Genomic DNA, 15105 nt, shown 5'->3' on the forward strand with positions numbered 1-15105 from the left:
GCGCGGGGTCAGACCTCGAAGTCGGCGATCACCCAGGTGGCGAATTCCCGCCACACGGCGACGGCGGCCTGGTGGGCGGGGTGAACCGCGTACGTCTTGAGGGCGTCGAGGTCGTCGACGGCCGAGTTGATCCCGAAGTCGTAGGCGTTGGGGCGGTCGCTGATGTTCCAGTCGCACTCCCATTCCCGCAGCTCGGGAATGAGGCCGCCCAGCTCGCGGAACGCCTTCACCCCGTCGAGCACGCGCTGCTCGTCACGGCTGACGCCGTCGTTGAGCTTGAACAGGACCAGATGCCGGATCACGGGGGGCTCCTCACAGTCGTAACGTCGCGCCCGGCAACGTTACGCCGGGGCGGCGCCACGCAGGTGCCGGCTCACTTGATGACTTCGTGCATGAAGTCGCCTATGCCGCGCGCGGCCTCGGCTATGCCTTCGAAACCCACCTGCACAAGATCGGCGGCCCGGGCAGGCTCGGTGATGATCGTGTACAGCACGAAGACGATCAAGATGTACATGGTGATCTTCTTCGCCTGTGCCATCCCTGCCTCCCCAAGGCTCGCTCCCCAGCGCGGTCGGGTGAGTCTATCCACCACTTGGCCCAATAGTGATGACGGCTGCTGCCCCCGAGCCGTTCCCGAAGCCCGAGGGGAGCTCCCCGCAAGCCCCACAACGACGCAGGAGATTGCCCCTGGCCCGCTTTCGAGGTCTACGAACGGGCGTTCGGGGCGGGTTGGCGTCCGTTTGCTCGCCTGACTTGTGCGGCTTTGAACGGTCTTGTCAGGCTTCGAAGCCTCGGCTCCGTAGCTCGGCGAGCGCGCGAGCACGGGCCTCCACCACTGCCATGCGTGCTTGCCGCTCCCCTTCGTGGACGTGGGCCGCCTGGCGAGCAGGAGTCCGGTGTCCTCGGACGCGGGCAGAGCCATCCAACCGCCGAGCGCCAAGAGGAGGGCTGTCGTTGCTCCGCCCGTACGAGCCGTCGCGGCTTCTGGACGAAGTCGGCCCCTGCGCGGATGTCCTTCCGCAGCACGTCGGAGATCTGCTCGTATTTCTCGGCCGTCTGGTGCTCACCGTCTTTGATCGTCGGGCGAGCCCAGCACAGGTTCTCAACTGAGACCGGAACTGAGACCAAGGACCACGAAGGGCGGCACCCGATCGGGTGCCGCCCTTCGATTCGCACTTCGCAGCGGTAGCGGTGGGATTTGAACCCACGGAGGAGTTGCCCCCTCACACGCTTTCGAGGCGTGCTCCTTAGGCCGCTCGGACACGCTACCGAGAGGAAGCTTAGCGGACGTGCAGGTGTGGTCAGAAATCCTTACCGGCGCCGGGTGCCTTCACCGGTGCGGGGTCGGCCCGGTGGCCGTCGAAGAACGAGGTCAGGACCGCTCCGCACTCCTCGGCCAGTACGCCGGGGACGACCTCCGGGCGGTGGTTGAGGCGGCGGTCCCTGATCACGTCCCACAAGGAACCGGCCGCTCCGGCCTTGTCGTCGACGGCGCCGTAGACGACCCGGTCCACCCGGGAGAGCACGATGGCGCCGGCGCACATCGTGCAGGGCTCGAGGGTCACCACGAGGGTGCAGCCGGTCAGCCGCCATTCGCAGACCGCCTCGGCCGCCTCGCGGATAGCGACCATCTCGGCGTGCGCGGTCGGGTCGCCCACGGCCTCGCGCTCGTTGTGGCCGCGGCCGATGACCGAACCGTCCGGGCCCAGCACCACGCAGCCCACCGGCACATCACCGGTGGGCGGGGCCAGGGCGGCTTCGGCCAGGGCCAGCCGCATGGGGGTGGTCCAGCGGTCACGGACTGGGTCGGGGCGGTGCCGTCGCATGGCACCAGTGTCCGCCACATGCCGGGCGTCCACGCGGGTGGCCGCACCGGCGCCGGGGCGGCACTGGCCGACGGGCCGCGTAGCCACGGCCCGGCGCCGAACCGTTACGGCGCGACCGCCCCGGATCCGTCCGTCAGCGCACCCCCTCCAGCACCTCGGCGCAGCCGAGCGCCTCGGCGATGGCGGAAAGCGCCTCGCCCGGCACCCCGTCGCCACTGAGCGAGAGGAGGTCCTTGTCGGTGATCCCGTAGTCGGCCAGTAGCTCGGTCTCGCCGAGCGGTCCGGCCGGAACGGGTTCGTCGTCCGGATCGTCCACTTCCTCCTCGCCGTCCTCCGTGCCGTCGAGGTCGACGAGCTCATCGAGGTCGTCGGGGTCGCGCCCGAGCATCTCGTCGGTCAGCAGGATCTCGCCATAGGAACTGCGTGCCGCGGCGGCGGCATCCGAGACGTAGATCCGCGGGTCCTCCTCGCCGTCCACACGGACGACGGCGAACCATGATTCCTCTTGCTCGATGAAGACCAGGACGGTCTCCTCGTCCATGGACGCCTCACGCGCAAGATCCGCGAGGTCCGCGAGTGTTTCGACGTCATCGAGCTCTGTGTCGCTCGCTTCCCACCCGTCTTCGGTGCGCGCGAGCAGTGCGGCGAAGTACACCGTGACTCTCCCACTGGTCTCGGTAGTGCCGGGTCCTGGCGGCTTCCGCAGGGTTGGCTGCGCACCCGCCCAATCCGCATCGTGACAGAAACCTGCGCCCTGTGAAGGGTCTTCGGCCGTGCGTGGCGTGCGGTGTCTTGGATCGTTGCCGCCAATGATCATCTACGAGTCGCAGCCTAGCCGGTGACGAGGCGTCGGCAAGGCCTTGCCGGGCAACCGTCACCACCGGAACGAACGCATCCGCATCGCTTGTCTCATCCTTGCGGCCCGGGCGCGTCGCGGTTGGACCCGGTCCCGGAGTTCCCGGGCCTCGTTCAGCTCGCGCAGGAATATAGCGCGGCGGCGGCGCCGATCGGCATCGCGCTCGGCCTTGGAGCGCCTCGGGCTCACCGGTTCCTGGTCGTCCTCGGGCATGCAACACCCCCTGGTGGCGGTGGCGGGTGGCCGCTTTCTGCGTATCTCCACACTTTCCCCGAGGCATGCCGTTGATGCCAGTGCGTTGAGGCGTCCGGCAGGCGGGTTCGAGGCGTGGCGGGAGGTGCGCCGGAGACGGAGAGGGGCTGCGGATGCGATGGGAGTCGCCGGAGGCGGAGGGGCTTCGGAGGCGGAGGCAGGCCCGCCGGAGGCGGAGGGTGCTGCTGAGGCGGAGGGTGCTGAGGCGGAGGGTGCTGCTGAGCGCGAGGATGCGGGCACCCGGAGGGAGACATGGGAAAGGGAGGGAGGCTGGGGAGAGCATGCGGGACCGGTGAGCCGCCCGGAGGGTGAGGTGCTGAGGGGCTCGGTTACTGTCTTAAGTCATGCGGATCCACGTCGTCGACCACCCGCTGGTCGCCCACAAACTCACCACGCTGCGCGATCGGCGCACCGACTCGCCGACATTCCGGCGACTGGCCGACGAACTTGTCACCCTGCTCGCGTACGAGGCGACTCGCGACGTGCGCACCGAGGCCGTCGACATCGAGACGCCCGTCGCCCCCACCACCGGGGTCCGGCTCTCCCACCCCCGCCCCCTCGTCGTGCCGATCCTGCGCGCCGGCCTCGGCATGCTCGAGGGCATGGTGCGGCTGCTGCCCACCGCCGAGGTGGGCTTCCTCGGCATGGTGCGCAACGAGGAGACGCTGAAGGCGGAGACCTACGCCACCCGGATGCCGGACGACCTCTCCGGCCGCCAGGTCTACGTCGTCGACCCGATGCTGGCCACGGGCGGCACCCTCGTCGCCGCGATCAGACTGCTGATCGAGCGCGGCGCCGACGATGTGACGGCTCTGTGCCTGCTGGCGGCGCCCGAGGGCGTCGAGGTCATGGAGCGCGAGTTGTCCGGCCTGCCGGTCACCGTGGTGACGGCCGCGGTGGACGAGCGGCTGAACGCCGACGCGTACATCGTCCCCGGCCTCGGCGACGCGGGCGACCGCCTGTACGGGACCGCCGGCGCCTGACCGTTCGGGCCCCGGCCGGTCCTCAGGATCTCCGGCCGGGCCCCTGCGGACTCCACGGGTTCAGGACTTGCAGTGCTTGGCCTGCTTGGTCTCCGTCGGCGGGGGAGCCTGCGCCATCGTGGCGAGCGCCTTCGCCGCCGCCGGGGCGGGGTCGAGTGCCTTGTAGGCGCGCCCGATCACCAGGTCGACCGAGGCGTCCTTGCGGGTGTCGGCCTGCGTGCGCTCGCCGGTGACATGGGCGCCGAGCACGGACAGCACGTCCTTGGCGTCGGAGCCACCGACCAGCAGCGCGGCGTCGTCGACCTTCTTGTCGTAGACGGCCGGGGCGTTGCCCACCTTGCCGATCTTGAAGCCGCGCCGCTTCAGCTCGTCCGCCGCCTTCTTGGCCAGACCGGTGCGCGGGGTCGCGTTGAAGACGTTGACGGTGATGCCGGCCGGTTTGGGCAGGGACTGCTGCGCCGTCCGGGGCTGTGCCGACCCCTTGCCGCTCTTGTCGGCCTTCCCGCCCTTGCCGCTGGTCTTCGCGGTACCGGAGGAAGACTTGCACTCGCGCTGTGCCGCGTTCGCCTCACGATGCCCGCTGAAGACGTCGATCAGTTCCAACGTTCCCCAGGCCAGCACACTCAGCGTCACCAGGGCCGCTACCCCCGCCAGGACCCGGCGGCGGCGCCTGTGGGGTCGTCGCATGCGCGGATAGGCGTTGCCCGTGATCTTGTATTTCCCGCCCATGCCGGGGGGTGTGAGCATGCTCATCGGCGTTTCGCCCCCTTCCCTGCAGTGAAGCAGCGGCGTGGGTTGGTGGGTAGCCCGGTGTACGACCTTTCTCGCACAGATTCGCGCAGGCCGCAGGCGGAAGCGTGGTGGGGGCTTCCATAAGGGTGTACTGGATGATCAACGCCGATTGTCGTGCCACTCGAAGGGGTTAATCCAGTTCGAGGACACGGGCATGCAGCACCTGGCGCTGCTGCAGCGCGGCGCGAACGGCCCGATGGAGCCCGTCCTCCAGATAGAGGTCGCCCTGCCACTTCACGACATGCGCGAAGAGGTCGCCGTAGAACGTCGAGTCCTCGGCGAGCAACGTCTCGAGGTCGAGCTGTTGCTTCGTTGTCACTAGCTGGTCCAGGCGTACCGGGCGTGGGGCAACATCCGCCCACTGGCGGGTGCTTTCCCGGCCGTGGTCGGGGTACGGCCGCCCGTTGCCGATGCGCTTGAAGATCACACGGAAAGCCTACCGGGCGAGTGCATGTGGGCGCAGCAGTGGCGCGGTGGCGCGGGAGTGGCGTATGGGATCACAGGGAGGTGGATCGTGGCTGTTCGGAACGTTCACCTCGCCTACACGGCATTCGCGGTATTTCATGTCATATATGACGGATGAGACCCGTAAGTCCGGTGGTGAACCCGCGCCTGAGCGCATGTCCGGCGAGGGGCTCGAGCCTGTGCGGGAGCCTCCTTCCGCGGGCGTGTCGGAGCCCACAGCGGAGCCCGCGGCGAAGCCGGCACCTGAACGTGCGGCCGAGCGCGCCCCCGAGCGGGCGGCCGAAGGGGAGAACGAGGGGGAGGCCCGGAGCGAGACCCGGGAGGAGGGCGCGCGGAAAACCGAGGAGACGCCCGAGTCCGAGTCCGGGACGGAGCCCGGGACCGAGCCCCGTGCCGGGTCCGGGACGGAGTCCGGGGATGAGCCCCGTGCCGCGTCCGGGACGGAGCCTGGGGACGAGCCCCGTGCCGCGTCCGGGACCGGGGACGAGGCCGGTGTGGGGTCCGGGACGGAGCCCGGGACCGAGCACGGTGCTGGGTCCGGGACCGGGGATGAGTCCGGGGATGAGCCCAGGACCGAGCCGGGGGCCGAGTCCGGGACGGAGCCCGGGGACGAGCCCACCGCGGAGGCCGCCGCCCCGCCGCTGCCGCCCGAGGCGGCGAGGATCGCGGACGCCTACGCGTTCGAAGGTCCGGCACTCGATTTGGGCGCGCTCCTGTGGGACGGCGACACCCATCCGCCCTCGGCGGCCACAGCCCACCGCAGCGCGCCCATCCGCATCCCCCTCTCCGTGCTCAATCGCCACGGCCTCGTCGCCGGAGCCACCGGCACGGGCAAGACCAAGACCCTCCAGCTCATCGCCGAGCAGCTCTCCGCCCAGGGCGTGCCCGTCTTCGTCTCCGACATCAAGGGCGATGTGTCGGGCATCTTGGCGCCCGGTGCCGACAGTGAACGGGTGCGGGCACGGGCGGAGGAGGTGGGCCAGGAGTGGACGCCGACCGCGTACCCGGCGGAGTTCTACACCCTTGGCGGCAAGGGCACCGGCATCCCCGTGCGGGCCACCGTCACCAGCTTCGGTCCCACCCTCCTGGCCAAGGTCCTCGGCCTCAATGACACACAGGAGCAGTCGCTCGGCCTCGTCTTCCACTACGCGGACCACAAGGGCCTGGAGCTGATCGACATCAAGGACCTCAGGGCCGTGATCCAGTTCCTCACCTCGGACGAGGGCAAGGAGGAGCTCAACGGGATCGGCGGCCTGTCGAAGGCGACGGCCGGGGTCCTGCTGCGTTCACTGGTGACCTTCGAGAACGAGGGGGCCGAGGCCTTCTTCGGTGAGCCGGACTTCGACACGGCCGATCTGATCCGCAAGGCCGTGGACGGCCGGGGCATCGTGTCGGTGATGGAGCTGGCCGAGGTGCGAGAACGGCCGCGGCTGTTCTCCACGTTCCTGATGTGGCTGCTCGCCGACCTGTTCCACAACCTCCCGGAAGCGGGCGACCTGGACAAGCCGAAGCTGGTGTTCTTCCTCGACGAGGCGCATCTGCTGTTCAACGACGCGTCGAAGGCGTTCCTCGAGTCGATCACCCAGACGGTCCGGCTGATCCGCTCCAAGGGCGTGGGCGTCTTCTTCGTCACCCAGTCCGCGAGGGATGTCCCGTCCGATGTCCTGGGGCAGCTCGGCAACCGCATCCAGCACCCCCTGCGGGCCTTCACTCCCGAGGATCAAAAGGCGCTGAAGTCGACGGTGAAGACCTTCCCCGAGTCGGACTACGACCTCGGGGAGCTCCTCACCGGCCTCGGCACGGGCGAAGCGGTCGTCACGGTCCTGTCGGAGAAGGGCGCCCCCACACCGGTGGCGGCGACGAGGCTCAGGGCTCCGCAGTCCCTGATGGGCCCCGTCGAACCCACGGCCGTGCAGGGCGCGGTGAGCATGTCGCTGCTGGTCGGCAAGTACTTCGAAGCGGTCGACCGCGAGTCCGCGTACGAGAAGCTGACCGCCGCTCGGCAGCAGAAGCACGCCGAGCCGGAGCCGGAGGCGGCGGGAGCCGGCGAGGGCGCGCCCGGGAAGAAGAAGGGGCGGAAGGCGGAGCGCCGACCCGAGCGGGAGCGCCAACCCGAGCGGGAGCGCGGAGCCGTGGACCAGGTGATCAGCAGCCCCGTCTTCACCTCGCTGGCGCGCTCGGTCGGCAGTCGGCTGGGGCGTGAGATCAACCGGAGCCTGTTCGGCACCGCCCGACGCCGCCGCAAGCGCTGACGCGTGGCTGCGGCCGTGGTCACGGCGCGGTCGGGGTGTTCACGGCGGGCGTCAGGAAGCGGTGGCGCGGGCGCGTTTGAAGACCTGCCGGTCGTGCCAGGCGACGAAGGAGCGGGCGGTGGTCGGCCTGCCGGGCCGGGGGGTGGCGAGCGGCTGGCCGTCCAGGGCGTCAACGGCTCGGCCCGCGGCGCTGCGTGCGACGTAGACGGCCGAGACCTTGATGCGCAGATCCTCGGTCAGACCGAGCACACCGAAGTCGAAGAGCGCGTGATGCAGGGAGCACAGGGCGAGGGCGTTGGCCGGCTCGTCCGGTCCGTTCTGGCTGTGCCACTGGACATGGGCGGCTTCCAGCCCGACCGGGTGGCGGCCGAGTGCGCCGTCGTAGCCGCACATCGCGCAGGCGAACGCGTAGGCGTGCAGCACCTCTTCCGCGAACGACGCCCGGCGCGGGCGCCGTTGACGGGGGAGAGCGGAAAGCTCCTGAGCGGAGAGCTCCACGCTGGAGAGCTCCAGGGCGGGCAGGTCCAGGTCCGCGGCGTCGCAGATGGGGGCTTCGAGCGCCGGGGTGAAGTGCTGGTCGAGCAGGAGCCGGGCGGCCGAGGCCAGGGTCTCGGGCTCGGCGAGGAGCCGTTCGACCTCCGGGCGCAGCCGCCCGACGGCACCGTTGGCCCGCAACCACGAGCCGCGGTCGGGGGCGTTGCGCGCTATCGCGTTGCCGTCGCGGTCGCGTGGATCCCACAGGGTCCGCTCAAGATGGACGAACGGCATCGCCGCCCGCTGACGGGCCCGGGCGGGGTCGCTCAGCGGAGTGCCGAAGTCATTGATCAACCGGCTGACGGGATCCTCGGCCGCCTCGTAGGTCACCGCGGTGGTGCCGGACTCGGCGAACCGGCCGAGCAGCCACAGAAGGAGCAGCGGCTTGTGCGGGGCGCGGCGGACGCCCACCTGTGCGCGACGGAGCCCGGCCAGGGCGCTCAGCAGTTCGTCGCGGGTCACGGGGTACACCCTGTCACCGTGTGATCGCCCGCGCAGGCGGGAGGGGGATCGGCGCCGCTCGATTCCCCGGACTTCAGGCCTTCTTGGCGGCGCGCTTGGTCTCCTGTTTGTAGGCGCGGACCTTCGCCAGCGACTCCGGACCGGTGATGTCGGCGACCGAGCGATGCGAGCCTTCCTCGCCATAGGGTCCGGCCGCCTCCCGCCAGCCCTCGGGCGTCACACCGAGCTGCTTTCCCAGCAGTGCCAGGAAGATCTGGGACTTCTGCTTGCCGAAGCCCGGCAGGGCGTTGAGCCTGGCGAGGAGATCCTTGCCGTTGGCGGCGTCGCGCCAAACGCCGGACGCGTCACCGTCGTAGTTGTCGACCAGGTACTGGCACAGCTGCTGTACCCGCTTGGCCATGGAGCCGGGGTAGCGGTGTACCGCGGGCTTCGTGGAGAGCAGAGCCGCGAACGCCTCCGGGTCGTGGGCGGCGATCTCGTTCGCGTCGAGATCGTCGCCGCCCATGCGCTGGGCGATCGTGTACGGGCCGGAGAACGCCCATTCCATGGGGACCTGCTGGTCGAGGAGCATGCCGACGAGGGCTGCCAGCGGGCTGCGGCCGAGCAGTTCGTCGGCCTCCGGCTGCTGTGCGAGGCGAAGTGTGTTGTCCATGGGTGGCGGGGAGTCGGCGTCCGCGGATCGGAGCCCGTTCCCCGTCCTCCTTTCTTCCCATCCGCACGTCCTATTTTCCCGGATCCGGCCGGTCCGGTATTGATCAACACGCTCGGCGGCCGGGCCCCGCGGTCGGGACGCCGCGGTCGGGCGTTCCAGTGCGGCCGGGCCCCCCGACTCGCATCCCCGACCGTGCGGGCGTGGAGGGACGGCGTGGCCGCGCCTCGATGCGAAATGGGGCGCTGCGCACCTGTGACCTGGGGCCATCCGCCCTGCCGGGCCGGTCGGGTTGCCGCGCCGCGCCCCGCGATGTCCACTGGCCGTATCCGGCTTCGTCGCCGAAAGGGGTCTCCCATGGCATGGCGGACACACGGACCGCAGGATCTGCCGACGGCGGTGATTCCCTGATGGCCGCGACCATTGAGCGCCTGGTCACTTCCGGGACCTTCTCCTTGGGAGATGACACCTTCGGCGTGGAGAACAACGTCTGGATCATCGGCGACGCCGAGGAGGCCATGGTCATCGACGCCGCCCACGACGCCGACATCATCGCCGCGGCCGTCGGCAGCCGCCGTCTCCTGGCGATCCTGTGCACCCACGCCCACAACGACCACATCGACGCGGCCCCCGCCCTGTCGGACCGCACCGGCGCCCCGATCCTGCTGAACCGCAAGGACCTGGACCTGTGGCACCGCACGCATCCCGACCGGGTCCCCGACGACGAAGCGGACGACGGCCGTCAACTCCATGTGGCGGGAAGCCGGATGACCGTGCGTCACACCCCGGGCCACTCTCCGGGCTCGGTCAGCGTGTACGACCCGGCGCTGGGCACCGTCTTCACGGGCGACACCCTCTTCTGCGGCGGACCGGGAGCGACGGGACATCCGTTCTCCGACTTCGGGACGATCATCGACTCGATCCGCGAGCGGCTGCTGACCCTCCCCCCGGAAACAGCCGTGTGCCCCGGCCACGGCGACACGACAACGGTCGGTGAGGAAGCCAAGCACCAGGACGAGTGGCTGGACCGCGGCTACTGAGGGGCTGGGCACGATTCACGGCATTTTGGCCGCGCTGACTGCCAGGTCTGCTGACTGCCAGGTCTTGGGGCTGCCGTCCCCGGCCGGGTCGGAGATCTCGACGGCCGTGAACGATCCGTCGGACTCCTGGGGCCCGGCTCATGGGGTGAGGCCCGGGGCTCTCGTGTTCATTCGAACTGTCGCCATTCGATGGAGGCGCGGACACGCTCCACCTCCCGCTGTGTCGGAGGCGGCCCCCGACGAAGATGGTCCAGCGCTGTTGGTCCTGGTCCCACTCTCGCGGGCGCTGACGGGGATCTCGGGTTTGTCGTCCGGGTTCCAAGCCGGCCCGAGGCACGCTGCGCCCCCGCGGAACCGCTTGCCGGCTTCAGGGCGCGGGCCATCGCCGATGGAGGCCTCCGCACCGCTTCGGAAGAGTACTCCGTGCGGAACGACCACAGCCCCGACGCCGTCGGGACGGAGAACGGCGAGTGCGTGCTGGACGAACATCAGGTCGGCATTCGCGCCTGGTGTCCAGCCATACCTCATTCGCTCCGGGTAACTGACCTCCTGCCGGACGTACTTCATCGAGAACGGTGGCGCCGTGAGCACGCGGTCGAAATCGGCGCCTGCTGGTACCGCTCGCTCCGGTACCGACTGCCATGCTTGGCTTGCTTATGCCTGGCCGTAGAGGCTTGTCAGGTCGACGAGTTGAATGCTCGGTGAGGTCTCGGTGGCGGCGTATGCCCTGTCGTTGAAGCCTGCTCCGCTGAAGCACAGCAAGCGAGTGTGGGTGGTGTCGTAGCGGCCGGCCTGGGCGATGAGCTCGCGGATGTGCTTGAGGCGTTCGATGTGGGCGACGCCCATCGTGTCGTTCCACTTGGCTTCGCCGATGGCCAGAAGCGGGGGCTTGGCGTGTCCGTCGGCGATGCCCACAATGGCCACGTCGACCTCGTGGCCGGTGCGGGCTTTGGGGTCGTGGACCACTCCATGTCCGACGCGGGCGGGCAGGCCACCGAGTGCATCGGCGTCGGCGTGATGCAGAGCCCAGTCGCGGCAGATCTGCTCGAAGTGGGGCCCCAGGACGTTGCTGACGAACCGGCGGCGGCTGGCCTGCCAGACCCGGGCAGCGCTGCCGGGGCGCTCCAACTGGTCCCATACCGGGCGCATGATGGCGTGGTAGAAGCCGATCAAGGGTTCGGCGATGCGGTAGGTGGGGCGGTTGTCGCGGAAGACGTCGGCGTCCCGGTGTAGCAAACCGGCGTCCTCGAGGACGTTGATGGGGTGTGCTATGTCGGTGGCCTTGCGCTCCAGATACCCGGCCATGCCTCCACGCGTGGCGTTGCCATCGGCCACAGCCGCCAGGACGGATAGGTACAGGGCGGTGTCACGCAGGTCCGGTTCCTCGGCCAGGAGGTACCGAGCTTCGCGAAAGAGGGGTGTCTCGGGGTTGAGGATCGTACGTACGACCCAGTCGTCGAAGTCCTCCGGCCCGGCTGGGCTGTCGCCTCGGGCGAACTCACGCCGGTAGGCGGGAGTACCGCCGACGATCGAGTTGACCCGCAACGCAAGACGGGGGTCCGTGATGTCCCAGAACTCGGCGGCAAGACGGTGGTCGAGGGGGCGTACGACAAGTTCCAGTCCCGCGCGGCCACGCAGCGGCGCGTTGCCTGATAGCAGGCGCCCCATGAAGGACAGCGCTGACCCGCACAGCAGCAACCGGGTCCGGGAGCCGGTGCGCTGGTCACGCAGAGGGCGCAGGGCCTCCTGGATGATCGAGGGCAGCTCCGGGTTGGCCTTGGCGAGGTACGGAAACTCGTCGAGCACAACGGGGACGGGGCGCTCGGCGCCGAGGGCGAGCAGAGCGTCGACGGCCTCCGACCAGTTGGCGAAGTGGAACGGGCTGGCGGGGCGGACGTGGGCGGTCAGGGCGGAGCTGATCCGGCGGAGCGACTCGGCGTTTGCGGCTTCAGTCGCGCCGAAATAGAACCCACCGGCGGCACGGCAGGCGGCGGCCAACAAGAACGTCTTGCCCTGGCGGCGACGTCCGGAGACCACGCCGAGGGTCGCCCCTTGCTGTGGATCGGTGATGAACCGGCTCAGCGCTGACCACTCGTACTCCCGGTCGAACATCTCGGCAGGCTTGTCCATGCATCCCCTAGATGTAGAAGTACGGATCCATAAAACATACTCCTATATCTTGCGGGCGGCGAGCGTGGCGGACTGTCTGCGCGAGTCGACCCCAGATCGCTGCACCGTGCCCGCAGGCGTACGCCTCGAGCGGAGCCTGACCCGAGGTTCGCCGAGGCGACGCACTCCGGGTATGGGAATTGCCTTGAATGTCGTAAATAAATGAGATTGAAACTGAGACCAGGGCATGCCGAACCAGGGCATGCCGAAGAACCCGGACCGCTCAGCGGTCCGGGTTCTTCGTTGTGCCTGTTCGGCGGGTGCGGAGGATACGAGATTCGAACTCGTGAGGGGTTGCCCCCAACACGCTTTCCAAGTCTGGTGATCGCTTCCGTAGGGCCGTTCACCAGCGTTCACCTGTTGCCGCGACCGTTCCGCCCATTGGGCGGCCCCACCTCACGAACGGCCGTGGACGCCCACGTACGGCGGTGAATGAGACGGAAACTGAGACGGAGCGAGGCTTGAGAGGAAGTCGCCTCCGGCGACTGCGACCCATTGAAGCCCCGGCAGCCGGGGGGGGGAGCTGCAACACTGGAGGGACAGCCGGGACAGGTACAATCCTCGCTGTCTCGGCCATTGATGCAGGTCAGATTCACTCCGAGACAGCAGGACAGGGAAGACCCCAGTGTTCCAGCCCTGTCATGCCGACGCCTACGAGGGCTCGAGATCAGAAGCGCTGTATCAGGATGCATCGACGCGCCACGTCTCCAGCGCGGCGAGGGCTCGGGCGCGGGCCTCCACCACGGCCATACGGGCTTGCCGCTCGCCTTCCTGGACGTGGGCTGTCTGGCTAGTCACCTGTCCGGGCCACTTGCGGTAGAGGAGGCCGGTCTCGGCGGTGAACCATCCGCGGCCGACCGCGTTCAGGGCCAGGAGTAGGCCGGTGTCCTCGGACGCCGGTAGGGCCATCCAGCCGCCGAGGGCAAAGAGGAGGTCTCGCCGGACGAACAGCGTCGCGGGGTGGACCTGGGCCCGGTAGTCGTGGGCTTTCCAGTGGTCCAGGACGGCGCCGCGCTCGATGGGGCCTTCGGGTGGGTCCTGGTCGAAGCCCACCGTTGAGCCGTCCGGGAGAAGGTCCAGGACACGCGAGGTGGCCCAACTGATCCCAGCGTTGTCGGTCACAGCGCTCAGGTCACGGGCCAGCGTGCCCGGGGTGAGCATGTCGTCGGCGTCCAGAACCTTGATGAACTCGCCCTCGGCCCTGGACAGGGCCATGGTGCGGGCCATTGCGGCCCGGCCCGGTCTCCCCTGGCCGAAGGTGACGCGGGGATCGGCCGGCACGTGTGGCGTAACCGCGTCGGTCTCTCCGTCTTCCTGAATTACCCATTGCCAGTCCCAGCCGTCCGGGAGTTCCTGAGTGAGCAGCGACTTGTAAGCGTCCGGCAGGAAGCGTGAGCCCGGGGCATGTACGGCCGTGACCACGGAGACCAGCTTGGTCACGGTCACCACCTGGCCAAGGGGGTCCGGAAGACCATCTCTGTGCGGTCGCCGGGCGACGTAACGTCTGAGACCTCGACCACGCTTCCGTTGATGTCTCGGCAGGCCTTCCGGAGAAGGAGTACCGCGACACCTGCTGTGATGCCCAATTCTTCCGCCTCCTCCACTGTGGGCGGGCGGGCCGTGACGCGTTCGGTGATCTCCCCAAGCTCAATCCCGAGCGTGTAGAGCTGGTTCTGTGTTCCGCCCGGCCATGGCTCCTGAGTCTCATCCAGAAGGTCCGCGTTGGCCGCCACCACGTCATAGACGAGGTAGGAGCGGACGAGGCTGAACGGTTCACCCTCCTCGCGGTAGCGAGTCCGGTAGACCCGTTCCAGGAGGGCCGTTCCCTGCGGGACGCCGAACGCTTCGGCCAGGTCCTCATCTGCTTCGGTCCGCCTGTACTGCGCGCTGAACACCAGATCATCAATGGCCAAGCCGGTGTCGCGCTCCGTGGCGCCCGTGGATCGCCGCTCTGTTTCGTCGCCGCGTGCCCGATCCTTCTCCCACTGGTGGCGGTCGTTGCTTCGCTGTACGAGTCGCCGCGGCTTCCGGACGAAGTTGGCAACACCGTGGACCTTTTCCACCAAGCCCTCAGCCTGCAACACGCTCAGTGCTTGCCTCATGGTCGGCACGCTCGTTCTGAACTGCTCCGCCAGTGCCGTCTCGGCGGGTAGGCGATCACCTGGCTTGAGGCGACCTGCACGGATGTCCTTCCGTAGCGCGTCGGCGATCTGCTCGTACTTCTTGGCCATCTGGTGCTCACCGTCTCTGATCGTCGGGCCATCCCAGCATAGGTCCTTAAGAGGTGTTGACGACTCTCAGGGCAGCGTGCATAGTTCTCCTCAACTCCTAAAGAGGAGTTGAGGAGAAGACCTCTTCATGAGGTGTTCTCTTCCTCGCCATGCGTGCCTGAACGGCGCGAGACCCGGTGATTAGGGCCACCGGGCCTCGCTGGGGCCGTTCCGTCTGAGAGGAGCACGACCCGTGAGGTCCATGGTTGCAGGACAGGAAGCCATTACGGCATCCGAGTTCGTTGAGCTGGCGTTCGGCTTGGATGAGGCGCCGCTGGGCGTCGATCGGGAGCTGTTCGCCGGGGTGCTCGGTGAGTCCGAGCAGGAGCGCGCCGCTCGGCTGGACGTGGCGCGTGAGGTGCTGGCGGAGCTGCGGGCGTCGCACCCGCGGGACGCGGCGTTCGCTGAGGCGCTGATGCGGTCGGCGCCTCTGCCGCTGCGTCGGCCGTCGGCTGCCGAGCGGCGTTCGCTGCGGTCGGGGGTGGCAGCGTGAGCAGCGCCCTGACGGCATTGGCGGCTACTGCGCCGCTGGCTGCTGGCTGGTCCATCCACAGT

At 69.0% G+C, this 15105-nt stretch carries 16 protein-coding genes, 1 tRNA gene and 1 pseudogene; 4 read left to right on the forward strand and 14 right to left on the reverse strand.

From position 1 onward, the window contains the following. Nucleotides 1-8 precede the first annotated feature (8 nt). From IEY86_RS11620 to IEY86_RS36375, 6 genes are all read right to left on the reverse strand, one after another. Nucleotides 9-302, reverse strand: a complete 294-nt coding sequence (locus tag IEY86_RS11620; protein ID WP_189131495.1) for a Dabb family protein — start codon at nucleotides 300-302, stop codon at nucleotides 9-11. A gap of 71 nt (nucleotides 303-373) precedes the next feature. Next, nucleotides 374-538: a hypothetical protein gene (locus IEY86_RS11625; protein WP_189131496.1), complete on the reverse strand. Its 165-nt coding sequence runs from the start codon at nucleotides 536-538 to the stop codon at nucleotides 374-376. Nucleotides 539-1183: 645 nt separating this feature from the next. Further along, nucleotides 1184-1270, reverse strand: a tRNA-Ser gene (locus tag IEY86_RS11630). 31 nt (nucleotides 1271-1301) lie between these two features. Then, on the reverse strand, nucleotides 1302-1826 hold the full coding sequence (gene tadA, locus IEY86_RS11635) for a tRNA adenosine(34) deaminase TadA (protein ID WP_189131497.1): 525 nt from the start codon (nucleotides 1824-1826) through the stop codon (nucleotides 1302-1304). Nucleotides 1827-1959: 133 nt separating this feature from the next. Beyond that, nucleotides 1960-2481 carry a tRNA adenosine deaminase-associated protein gene (locus IEY86_RS11640; RefSeq protein ID WP_189131498.1) on the reverse strand — a complete coding sequence of 174 codons (522 nt, stop codon included), beginning with the start codon at nucleotides 2479-2481 and terminating at the stop codon, nucleotides 1960-1962. A gap of 219 nt (nucleotides 2482-2700) precedes the next feature. Next, a complete protein-coding gene (locus IEY86_RS36375; protein WP_229698336.1) occupies nucleotides 2701-2895 on the reverse strand; it encodes a hypothetical protein in 195 nt (64 codons plus the stop codon). A 383-nt stretch (nucleotides 2896-3278) separates the two neighbouring features. Here IEY86_RS36375 and upp point away from each other — a divergent pair, with 383 nt between their 5' ends. Then, nucleotides 3279-3917, forward strand: a complete 639-nt coding sequence (upp, locus tag IEY86_RS11645; RefSeq protein ID WP_189131499.1) for a uracil phosphoribosyltransferase — start codon at nucleotides 3279-3281, stop codon at nucleotides 3915-3917. Between the two features lie 60 nt (nucleotides 3918-3977). Here the strand turns inward: upp and IEY86_RS11650 are convergent, their stop codons facing one another. Together IEY86_RS11650 and IEY86_RS11655 are read right to left on the reverse strand one after the other, a co-directional pair. After that, nucleotides 3978-4670: a LytR C-terminal domain-containing protein gene (locus tag IEY86_RS11650; protein WP_189131500.1), complete on the reverse strand. Its 693-nt coding sequence runs from the start codon at nucleotides 4668-4670 to the stop codon at nucleotides 3978-3980. A 169-nt stretch (nucleotides 4671-4839) separates the two neighbouring features. Next, nucleotides 4840-5136 carry a type II toxin-antitoxin system VapB family antitoxin gene (locus IEY86_RS11655; protein WP_004943146.1) on the reverse strand — a complete coding sequence of 99 codons (297 nt, stop codon included), beginning with the start codon at nucleotides 5134-5136 and terminating at the stop codon, nucleotides 4840-4842. Between the two features lie 679 nt (nucleotides 5137-5815). Between IEY86_RS11655 and IEY86_RS11660 the strand changes: the two genes are divergently transcribed. Continuing rightward, on the forward strand, nucleotides 5816-7426 hold the full coding sequence (locus IEY86_RS11660; RefSeq protein WP_229698349.1) for a helicase HerA-like domain-containing protein: 1611 nt from the start codon (nucleotides 5816-5818) through the stop codon (nucleotides 7424-7426). Between the two features lie 51 nt (nucleotides 7427-7477). On the opposite strand, the gene IEY86_RS11665 is transcribed toward IEY86_RS11660, so the two are convergent. Then, a complete protein-coding gene (locus IEY86_RS11665; RefSeq protein ID WP_189131501.1) occupies nucleotides 7478-8422 on the reverse strand; it encodes a phosphorothioated DNA-binding restriction endonuclease in 945 nt (314 codons plus the stop codon). Nucleotides 8423-8495: 73 nt separating this feature from the next. Further along, nucleotides 8496-9074, reverse strand: coding sequence for an HhH-GPD-type base excision DNA repair protein (locus IEY86_RS11670; RefSeq protein WP_189131502.1), 579 nt, complete (start codon nucleotides 9072-9074; stop codon nucleotides 8496-8498). A 407-nt stretch (nucleotides 9075-9481) separates the two neighbouring features. On the opposite strand from IEY86_RS11670, the gene IEY86_RS11675 reads away from it, so the two are divergent. After that, entirely contained in the window at nucleotides 9482-10111 is a 630-nt protein-coding gene (locus IEY86_RS11675; protein ID WP_189131542.1) for an MBL fold metallo-hydrolase, read from the forward strand. A 138-nt stretch (nucleotides 10112-10249) separates the two neighbouring features. On the opposite strand, the pseudogene IEY86_RS38035 reads toward IEY86_RS11675, so the two are convergent. From IEY86_RS38035 to IEY86_RS11695, 4 genes and pseudogenes are all read right to left on the reverse strand, one after another. After that, a pseudogene (locus IEY86_RS38035) lies at nucleotides 10250-10705 on the reverse strand (N-6 DNA methylase); the annotation flags it as partial. Nucleotides 10706-10765: 60 nt separating this feature from the next. Then, nucleotides 10766-12241 carry an AAA family ATPase gene (locus tag IEY86_RS11685; protein ID WP_189131503.1) on the reverse strand — a complete coding sequence of 492 codons (1476 nt, stop codon included), beginning with the start codon at nucleotides 12239-12241 and terminating at the stop codon, nucleotides 10766-10768. A gap of 720 nt (nucleotides 12242-12961) precedes the next feature. Beyond that, nucleotides 12962-13720 (reverse strand): glycosyltransferase family 2 protein, encoded by a 759-nt coding sequence (locus tag IEY86_RS11690; RefSeq protein WP_189131504.1) that lies wholly within the window; start codon nucleotides 13718-13720, stop codon nucleotides 12962-12964. A gap of 2 nt (nucleotides 13721-13722) precedes the next feature. Next, on the reverse strand, nucleotides 13723-14511 hold the full coding sequence (locus IEY86_RS11695) for a GntR family transcriptional regulator (protein WP_189131505.1): 789 nt from the start codon (nucleotides 14509-14511) through the stop codon (nucleotides 13723-13725). Between the two features lie 241 nt (nucleotides 14512-14752). Between IEY86_RS11695 and IEY86_RS11700 the strand changes: the two genes are divergently transcribed. Beyond that, nucleotides 14753-15043: a hypothetical protein gene (locus tag IEY86_RS11700; protein WP_308425131.1), complete on the forward strand. Its 291-nt coding sequence runs from the start codon at nucleotides 14753-14755 to the stop codon at nucleotides 15041-15043. Nucleotides 15044-15105 lie beyond the last annotated feature (62 nt).

The organism is Wenjunlia tyrosinilytica, from assembly GCF_014646055.1.
Classification (GTDB): Bacteria; Actinomycetota; Actinomycetes; order Streptomycetales; family Streptomycetaceae; genus Wenjunlia; species Wenjunlia tyrosinilytica.